Here is an 8,609-nt window from a genome sequence, read left to right as displayed (position 1 = left end):
GGGGCACGCCGAGCGGGGCCGGGGCGGCCGGGTCGTACTCGGGCTCGCTCTCGCGCTCCGGATCGGGCACGACGGGCTCCGGGACCCCCTCCTGCGGGGGCCCGGCCGCTGGCACAGAGTCGCTCATGCCCAGACGCTACCTCGAAGCCCCTGGATACCGTCCACGAAGCCCTGGGGTACCGTCGACCGCGATGGCCACGATTGAGGAGTGCCACAGCGCACTCGAAAAGCTCTCGCAGAACCTCGCGGGCGCCGACGGCGACGTCCGCAGCGCCGCCGCGCTCGACCGTTCGCTCAGCTGCCGGATCACCGACCTGGACGTGACCTTCGTCGGCCGTCTGACGGACGGCAGGATCGTGGTGGAGGACACGCTCCAGGGGCCGCCGCGGGAGAAGGCCGACATCCGCCTCACGATGACCGGCGACGACCTGGTCTCGATGGTCAACGGCGAGCTCAACTTCGCGAGGGCCTGGGGTTCCGGCCGGGTCAAGCTGGAGGCGGGCCTGCTCGATCTCCTGCGCCTCAGGAAGCTCCTGTAGCCCTGTAGCCCTGTCCGTAGCCCTGTAGCCCTCCTGCAGCCGTTTCCGTAGCCGTCCTGCGCCCTCTTGCCCGGCAGCGGGTCCGTGCGGTCAGGAAGCCTCCGCGGCGACCACCCGGGTGCGCGCCTTCCGGGCCGCCGGCACCACCAGGGGCGTCCCCGTCTCCGGGTCGTCGATGACCTGGCAGCGCAGCCCGAAGACCTCCTCGACCAGCTCGGCCGTGACGATGTCGGTCGGCGCCCCCTCGGCGATCACCTCGCCGCCGCGCAGGGCGATGAGGTGGGTGGCGTACCGGGCGGCATGGTTGAGGTCGTGCAGCACCGCCACCAGCGTCCGCCCCTGCTCCTCGTGGAGCTCGGCGCACAGGTCGAGCACGTCGATCTGGTGCTGGATGTCCAGGTAGGTCGTCGGCTCGTCGAGGAGGAGCAGCGGTGTCTGCTGGGCGAGCGCCATGGCGATCCACACGCGCTGCCGCTGGCCGCCGGAGAGCTCGTCTACGTACCGCTCCGCGAGCTCGGCGACTCCGGTCGACTCCATCGACTCCCGTACGACCCGCTCGTCCTCGGTCGACCACTGCCGCAGCAGCCCCTGGTGCGGATAGCGGCCGCGCCCCACCAGGTCGCCGACCGTGATCCCGTCGGGCGCTATCGACGACTGCGGCAGCAGCCCGAGCGTGCGGGCGACCTTCTTCGCGGGCATCGACTGGATGACGCTCCCGTCCAGCAGCACCCGCCCCTGGGACGGCTTCAGCATCCGCGAAAGGGCGCGCAGCAGTGTCGACTTGCCGCAGGCGTTGGGGCCGACGATCACGGTGAACGAGTTGTCGGGGATCTCCACCGACAGCTGCTCGGCGATGACCCGCTGGTCATAGGCGAGGGTGACGTTCTCGGCGGACAGGCGGTTCACGGTGCTCCTCGTACTCGTCGTGCTGGTCGTACTCGTCGTGCTCGTCGTGCTCGTCGTGCTCGTCGTGCTCGTCGTGCTCGTCTTGTCGTTCTCGTGCGCCGACGCGCCGCTCATATCCGTCCGGCCCTCCGCTCGGTGACCAGCAGCCACAGAAGATAGACACCGCCGAGGACCCCGGTCACCACGCCCACGGGCAGCTGGTCGGCACCGAAGGCCCGCTGCGAGGCGAGGTCCGCGGCGATCAGCAGGGTCGCGCCCATGCACATGGACGCCACGAGGTTCGGTCCCGGAGAGCGGGTCAGCCGCCGGGCGAGCTGCGGTGCGGTCAGCGCGACGAAGCCGACCGGCCCCGCGGCGGCGGTCGCCCCGGCGGTGAGCAGCACGGCCGCCACCATCAGCAGCAGCCGTACGCGCTCGACGCGCACCCCGAGGGCGTACGACACGTCGTCGCCCATCTCCGTCAGCCGCAGCCCGCGCGCGTTCGCCAGCACCAACGGTACGAGGACGACGCACATCCAGAGCAGCGGCCAGACCTGGGACCAGTCACGGCCGTTGAGGGAGCCCGTCATCCACACCACCGCGCGAGCCGCGTCGACGAGGTCGGCCTTGGTGATCAGATAGCCGTTGACGGCGGTGACGATCGCCGACACGCCGATGCCGACCAGCACCAGCCGGTAGCCGTGCACGCCCCGCTTCCAGGCCAGCAGATAGATCGCCAGCCCGGTCGCGAGACCACCGACGAGCGCCCCCACCGTGACCTGCCCCGCAGAGCCCGAGAACAGCACGATCATGACGAGCGCGCCGGCGGTCGAACCCTGCGCGAGGCCGAGTACGTCCGGACTGCCCAGCGGATTGCGGGAGATGGACTGGAAGAGCGCACCGCCGAGCCCGAGCGAGGCGCCGACCAGCAGTCCGACGAGGACACGCGGCAGCCGCAACTCGTTGACGATGAACTCCTGGCCCTGGTTGCCGTCGCCCACCAGCGCCTTGAGCACGTCGGCGGCCGGGATCGGGAAGTCGCCCGTGCCGATCAGGACGACGCTCGCGGTGAGCACGGCCAGCAGCAGCGCGACCACGACGGTGGACGCCCGCACGTCCACCCGCAACGAGAGCCCGCCCGGGGTGCGGACGGTGCGGGTGCCCGGGGCGTGGTCGTGGGTGCCCGGCTCCGGTACGCCGGACTTGCGCAGGGCTGTTTTGCTCATGACCTTCACAGCTGTGCCGTCCTCCGCCGCCGTACGAGAAAGATGAAGACCGGGCCGCCGAGCACCGCGGTGACGATGCCGACCTGGAGCTCCGCCGGCCGCGCCACCATCCGTCCGAGGACATCGGCGCCGAGCAGCAGCACGGGCGACAGGATCGTCGCGTACGGCAGGATCCAGCGCAGGTCGGGCCCGGTGAAGGACCGTACGACGTGCGGGACCATCAGCCCGACGAACACGATCGGCCCGCACGCGGCGGTCGCGGCCCCGCACAGCACGGTGGCGGCGGCCATCGCGAGGGCGCGGGTGCGGCCCAGGTTGGCGCCGAGCGCGCGGGCTGTGTCGTCGCCCATGGCCAACGCGTTCAGCGGCCGGGCGAGGAACAGCGCGAGGACCAGACCGGCCCCGAGGAACGGCAGGACCTGTGTGATGGTCGAGTCGGTCGCCGAGGCCAGCGAACCCACTGTCCAGAAGCGCATCTTGCCGAGCGCCGCCTCGTCCATGATCATCACGGCCTGGAGGTAGCCGTAGAGCGCGGCCGTGATCGCGGTACCGGCGAGCGCGAGCCGCACGGGCGTCGCCCCGCGGCTGCCGCCGAGGAACCAGACCAGCGCCCCGACGCCGGCCGCGCCGAGGAACGCGAACCACACATAGCCGCGCAGCGAGGTGACGCCGAAGAACGTCATGGCGGTGACGACCGCGGCGGACGCGCCCGCGTTGATGCCGAGCAGCCCGGGGTCGGCCAGCGGGTTGCGGGTCAGGGCCTGGAGCAGGGCACCGGACAGGCCGAGCGCGGCCCCGGCGAGGAGCCCGAGGAGGGTGCGGGCCAGACGCTCACCGACGACGACGTCGCCGTACGTCCCCGAGTCGTCGAACAGGCCGTGCCAGACCTGCTCCAACGAGAGCTCTTTCGCACCGATCGCGATGCTGGCCAGGGCGACGAGGACCAGGATCCCCAAGGAAAGGAGGAGTCCCACTGTCCGTATCGCCCGATGCTTGGGGGGCGCCGCGGTGGTCACCGCGCGCTGCTCGGGAGGACTGTCGACAAACACCTGGTTAGGTTAGCCTACCCTCTATTTTGTCTCGATACCGCGTTGCGTCCCTCGACGCCCCTGGGCGAGGGAAGGGCTCCACAGTGAACTCCTCGGCTCCCGCAGGCCGGTCACGGCCTGACGGTCCGACAGACGGTCCGGGCCGCGGCGGGCGGACGAGCGCACCCCGGCCCCGCGCCCGCCGACCGCGCCCTCACACCCCCAACCGCGCCAGCGCCTTCCCCCCGTCCAGCCCGCACGAGCCGTCCCCGGCCGCCGTCCAGGCCGCCGCGCACAGCGCACGCAGCCCGTCGAGCACCTCGCCCTCGCCCTCCAGCTCCAGCCGTCCGGTCCCGGCCGTCGCCGTCCAGCCACCGCAGCGGAACCCGCCGTCCGCTCCGACGACCTCGGGCTGCCCGGTGAGCAGCCCCCGCAGATCCGCGTCGACGAACGTCGGCCGGTGCTGCGGCGGCGCGGCCAGCAGCTGCGCGCCGTCGGTGACCCCGGTCAGCACGAGCAGCGAGTCCACCTCGCCGTTGAAGGCTCCCTCGATGTCCGTGTCCAGCCGGTCCCCGATCACGAGCGGCCGCTCGGCACCCGTGCGCAGGATCGTCTCCCGGTGCATCGGAGGCAGCGGCTTGCCCGCCACCTGCGGTTCGGCGCCTGTGGCGATCCGTACGACCTCCACCGCCGCCCCGTTCCCGGGCGCGATGCCACGCGCACTCGGGATGGTGAGATCGGTGTTGGACGCGAACCACGGCACCCCGCGCGACACGGCGTAGCACGCCTCGGCGAACCGCCCCCACGGCAGCTCGGGACCTCCGTAGCCCTGTACCACCGCCACCGGATCGTCGTCGGCGGACACCACGGGCTCCAGCCCCCGCTCCCGCAGCGCCACCCGCAGCCCGTCCCCGCCGATCACCAGCACCCGCGCCCCGGCGGGCACCTGCTCACTGATGAGCCGGGCCACGGCCTGTGCCGAGGTGATGACGTCACCGGCCTCTGTCGGTATCCCCAGCGCCGTGAGATGCGCGGCCACGGTGTCGGGCGTCCGCAGCGCGTTGTTCGTGACGTACGCCAGGTGCATCCCGCCCGCGCGGGCCGTGCCGAGCGACTCCACGGCGTGCGCGATCGCGCTCCCGCCCGCGTACACCACGCCGTCCAGATCGAGCAGCGCCGTGTCGTACGCCTCGCTCAGGGGCCGCCCACTCCCCTCGGGACGCGTCCTGACGGTCTGGCTCATTGCACATCGCTCCTCGGTGGATCGGCTGGGAGATCTCCCGATCTCTCCGTCCGATCATCGCGCATACCACTGACACCCATACGATGCCTCAATGAACTACGCAGGTCCCGCGGAGGAGACCCCGGCGCGCAGCGGCCTCGAACTGTCCCCGTTCCGGGGCCTTCGCTACGCCCCCGACCGGGTCGGCAGCCTGGCCGCGGTCACGTCCCCGCCGTACGACGTGGTCGTGCGCCCCGACGGTCTGCTCCACCTCGAGTCCGCCGACCCGCACAACATCGTCCGCCTGATCCTCCCCCAGGCCACCACCCCCACGGCCCGCAACGACCAGGCGGCCGCCACCCTGTGCCACTGGCTCTCCGAGGGAGTCCTGGTCGCGGACGAGAAGCCCGGCCTGTACGTGTACGAGCAGCACGACGGCGGCGGCATGCTGCAGCGCGGCGTCATAGGCGCCCTCCGGCTGTCGGAACCCCCGGACGGCGTGGTCCTCCCCCACGAGGACGTCATGCCCCACGTGGTCGACGACCGCGCGGCCCTCATGCGCGCCACCCGCGCCAACCTCGAACCGCTGCTCCTGACGTACCGCGGGAACGGTTCGGCAACCGGCACGCGAGCCGTCATCGAGCGCACCGCCGAACGCCCGCCACTCCTCTCCACGACCACGGAGGACGGCTTCAGCCACCGTCTGTGGGCCGTCACGGACCCGTCCGACCTCGCCGAGATCCGCTCGGACCTCGCCCACCACCAGGCCCTCATCGCCGACGGCCACCACCGCTGGGCGACCTACCTGCGTCTACGCGCGGAGCACCCGTCCCCCAGCCCGTGGGACCACGGTCTGGTCCTCCTGGTCGACACGGCCCGCTACCCGCTCCGCGTCCGCGCCATCCACCGCCTCCTGCACCAACTCCCGCTGCCGGAAGCGCTGTCAGCCGTGGCGGGCCACTTCCGCGTCCGCCGCCTCGACGTCCCGCTCCCCGAGGCCCTCGCGGCCCTGGCGGACGCGTCCTGCGAGAGCAACGCCTTTCTGCTCGCCGGCGACGGCGCCTTCCACCTCCTGGACCACCCGGACCCCGCTCTCCTGGACCGTACGGTCCCCACGGGTCATCCTGCGGCCTGGCGCACCCTGGACGCGACGGTGCTGCACGCCACGCTCCTCGACCACGTGTGGCACATCCCGGAGGACTCCCCCGCGCACGTCGCGTACGTCCATGACGCGGCGGCCACCGTCGCCAAGGCGGAGCGGGACGGCGGCACAGCGGTCCTGATGCACCCCGTCCGCGAGGAGGTGGTGCGCGACCTGGCCCTCCAGGGCGTCACCATGCCCCGCAAGTCCACGTCGTTCGGCCCCAAGCCGGCGTCGGGTCTGGTGCTGAGGGCGCTGGAGATCTGAGAACGCGAAAGGGCGGGACCGTACGTCACGGTCCCGCCCTTCAGCCACTCACACCACGCACATCAGCTCTTGTCGTCCTCTGAACCGCCCTCGGTGGGGGCGCCCTCGGGCTCATCCTCGTTCTCGTCGAAGGCGTCGACGAACTCGACGCCGTCCAACTCCGCGAGCCGGTCGGAGGCGTCGGTGCTGCCGTCCTTGTCGGCCTCGACGGCCTTGGCGAACCACTCGCGCGCCTCGCCCTCACGTCCGGCGGCGAGCAACGCGTCGGCGTACGCGTACCGCAGCCGCGCGGTCCACGGCTGGACGGAGTTGGAGGCCAACTCCGGGCTCTGCAGCGTCACGATGGCCGCCTCGAGCTGACCCATGTCCCGCCGTGCGCCGGCGGCCACGAGCCGCATCTCGACCTGCCCGGCCTTGTCCAGCTTGTGCACCTCGGGCGCCCCGGCCATGTCCAGCGCCTTCTCGGGCCGCCCGAGGCCGCGCTCGCAGTCGGCCATGACGGGCCACAGGTCGATGTTCCCGGTCATACGCCGAGCCGCCCGGAACTCGGCGAGGGCCTCGCTGTACTTCTGGTTCGCGTACGCGGCGAACCCGCCGGCCTCCCGTACGGCGGCGACGCGCGAGGCGAGCCGCAGGGCCACCCTGGAGTAGCCGTACGCGCCTTCGGGGTCCTCATCAATGAGCTTGGCGACCATCACCAGGTTCTTGGCGACGTCCTCGGCAAGCCCCTTGGGCAGGCTCTGCAGCTCCTGCCGTACGTCCTTGTCGATCTCCTCGCCGGTGACGTCCTCGGGGATCGGCAGCCGCTTGATCGGCTCACGGTCCCGCTCCCTCTCCCGCTCCTCACGGAAACGCCCGCCACCACGCCGGTCGTCGCCCCGCCCACCACGGAAACCGCCGGGGCGCCCGGGTCGCCCACCACGGTCACGATCGTCGCGGCGGGGGCCACGACCACGATCGTCACGGCCGCGATCGTCACGGCCGCGGTCATCACGACCGCGGTAGCCACCGCGCTCACCGCGGCTGTCGTCCCGCCGGAAGCCACCACGGTCCGGCCGCTGCTCCCGCCGCTCCCCGCGCTCGCTCCGCTCATCCCGACGGAACCCGGAACGCTCGCCGTCCCTACGGTCGTCCCGCCGGTCGTCCCGCCGGTCGAACCTGCGATCGTCACGGCGGTCATCGCGCCGATCGTCACGGCGGTCGTCACGGCGGTCGTAGCCGCGGTCATCACGCCGGTCGTCACGCGCGCGGAACCCACCACGGCTGTCATCCCGGCGGAAACCACCGCGATCACCGCGATCACCGCGGTCTCCGCGCTCACCACGCTCGTCACGCCGGAACCCACGGTCGCGGTCACGGTCGTCACGGCGGAACCCGCCACGGTCGCCCCGCTCACCGTCACGCCGGTCATCCCGACGGTCGTCACGCCGGCCTCCGGAGCCACCGCCGTAGCCGCCGCGGGTGTCGTCACGCCGGAACCCACCACGGTCGTGCCGCTCGCCACGATCGCCACGGTCATCACGGCGGAACCCGGGACGCGATCCTCGGTCTCCGTCTCGACGGTCATCGCGCCGACCGTAAGCACCGCGGTTGTCATCGCGCCGGAACCCGCCACGGTCACCACGGTCGTCGCCCCGTCGGTCATCACGCCGATCGTCGCGCCGTTCGTCCCGCCGGAAACCGCCCCGGTCACCTCGGTCACTCCGGTCGCCACGGTCATAACCACCGCGGCCACCACGGTCGTTGTCGCGACGGGGGCCTCCTCGGTACCCACCACGCTCGCCACGGTCACCACTGTCCCGGCGGCGCTGATCGCGCTCCGGACGCTCGTCGGGAGAGTTGGTGGACATCGGTGACTCCTGTCTTCGGTACCGCAGTCATTCTCGCGCAGCCGGATACCCGACGCGCACTGGAAAAACGAAAGGACCCCTGGTCCCAGCTGAACGCTGGTGACCAGGGGTCCTGTCAAAGATTGTTCGGCGGTGTCCTACTCTCCCACAGGGTCCCCCCTGCAGTACCATCGGCGCTGTAAGGCTTAGCTTCCGGGTTCGGAATGTAACCGGGCGTTTCCCTCACGCTATGACCACCGAAACCCTATTGGTTTCGAGCGAACAAGCACACTCTTCAATTGTTTGTTCTGCTCAAAGCCGACAACTGTTCGTTGTCTCAGAACTAACACAGTGGACGCGAGCAACTGAGGACAAGCCCTCGGCCTATTAGTACCAGTCACCTCCACCCGTTACCGGGCTTCCAGACCTGGCCTATCAACCCAGTCGTCTACTGGGAGCCTTACCCTCTCAA

General features: G+C 71.4%; 8 protein-coding genes and 2 rRNA genes. 3 read left to right on the top strand and 7 right to left on the bottom strand.

The window, feature by feature from the left end; genetic code table 11:
* Positions 1-191: 191 nt before the first annotated feature.
* On the top strand, positions 192-539 hold the full coding sequence (locus FNH08_RS37130) for an SCP2 sterol-binding domain-containing protein (RefSeq protein WP_152775930.1): 348 nt from the start codon (positions 192-194) through the stop codon (positions 537-539).
* A gap of 90 nt (positions 540-629) precedes the next feature.
* Here the strand turns inward: FNH08_RS37130 and FNH08_RS37125 are convergent, their stop codons facing one another.
* On the bottom strand, positions 630-1,445 hold the full coding sequence (locus tag FNH08_RS37125; protein WP_322726108.1) for an ABC transporter ATP-binding protein: 816 nt from the start codon (positions 1,443-1,445) through the stop codon (positions 630-632).
* Position 1,446: 1 nt separating this feature from the next.
* Here FNH08_RS37125 and FNH08_RS53725 point away from each other — a divergent pair, with 1 nt between their 5' ends.
* The gene (locus tag FNH08_RS53725) at positions 1,447-1,584 is read left to right on the top strand and encodes a hypothetical protein (RefSeq protein ID WP_194238737.1); all 138 of its coding nucleotides are present in this window, start codon (positions 1,447-1,449) and stop codon (positions 1,582-1,584) included.
* On the opposite strand, the gene FNH08_RS37115 is transcribed toward FNH08_RS53725, so the two are convergent.
* From FNH08_RS37115 to FNH08_RS37105, 3 genes are all read right to left on the bottom strand, one after another.
* Positions 1,556-2,650: a FecCD family ABC transporter permease gene (locus tag FNH08_RS37115; RefSeq protein WP_228034581.1), complete on the bottom strand. Its 1,095-nt coding sequence runs from the start codon at positions 2,648-2,650 to the stop codon at positions 1,556-1,558. The genes FNH08_RS53725 and FNH08_RS37115 overlap by 29 nt on opposite strands.
* Positions 2,651-2,655: 5 nt before the next feature.
* Positions 2,656-3,699, bottom strand: coding sequence for a FecCD family ABC transporter permease (locus tag FNH08_RS37110; RefSeq protein ID WP_322726107.1), 1,044 nt, complete (start codon positions 3,697-3,699; stop codon positions 2,656-2,658).
* A gap of 193 nt (positions 3,700-3,892) precedes the next feature.
* Positions 3,893-4,921, bottom strand: a complete 1,029-nt coding sequence (locus FNH08_RS37105; protein ID WP_152775929.1) for an HAD hydrolase-like protein — start codon at positions 4,919-4,921, stop codon at positions 3,893-3,895.
* Between the two features lie 91 nt (positions 4,922-5,012).
* On the opposite strand from FNH08_RS37105, the gene FNH08_RS37100 reads away from it, so the two are divergent.
* Positions 5,013-6,308: a DUF1015 domain-containing protein gene (locus FNH08_RS37100; RefSeq protein WP_152775928.1), complete on the top strand. Its 1,296-nt coding sequence runs from the start codon at positions 5,013-5,015 to the stop codon at positions 6,306-6,308.
* 62 nt (positions 6,309-6,370) lie between these two features.
* Here the strand turns inward: FNH08_RS37100 and FNH08_RS51125 are convergent, their stop codons facing one another.
* The 3 genes from FNH08_RS51125 to FNH08_RS37085 form a co-directional block, all read right to left on the bottom strand.
* Complete coding sequence (locus FNH08_RS51125) at positions 6,371-7,111, bottom strand: tetratricopeptide repeat protein (protein WP_194238738.1); 741 nt, start codon at positions 7,109-7,111, stop codon at positions 6,371-6,373.
* 1,171 nt (positions 7,112-8,282) lie between these two features.
* Positions 8,283-8,399: ribosomal RNA gene (gene rrf, locus FNH08_RS37090) — 5S ribosomal RNA — on the bottom strand.
* A gap of 105 nt (positions 8,400-8,504) precedes the next feature.
* A 23S ribosomal RNA gene (locus FNH08_RS37085) occupies positions 8,505-8,609 on the bottom strand; the annotation flags it as partial.

The organism is Streptomyces spongiae, assembly GCF_009377185.1.
Classification (GTDB): Bacteria; Actinomycetota; Actinomycetes; order Streptomycetales; family Streptomycetaceae; genus Streptomyces; species Streptomyces spongiae.
Note: the sequence above shows the minus strand (reverse complement) of the source record. Positions and strands in the feature narration are given on the sequence as shown.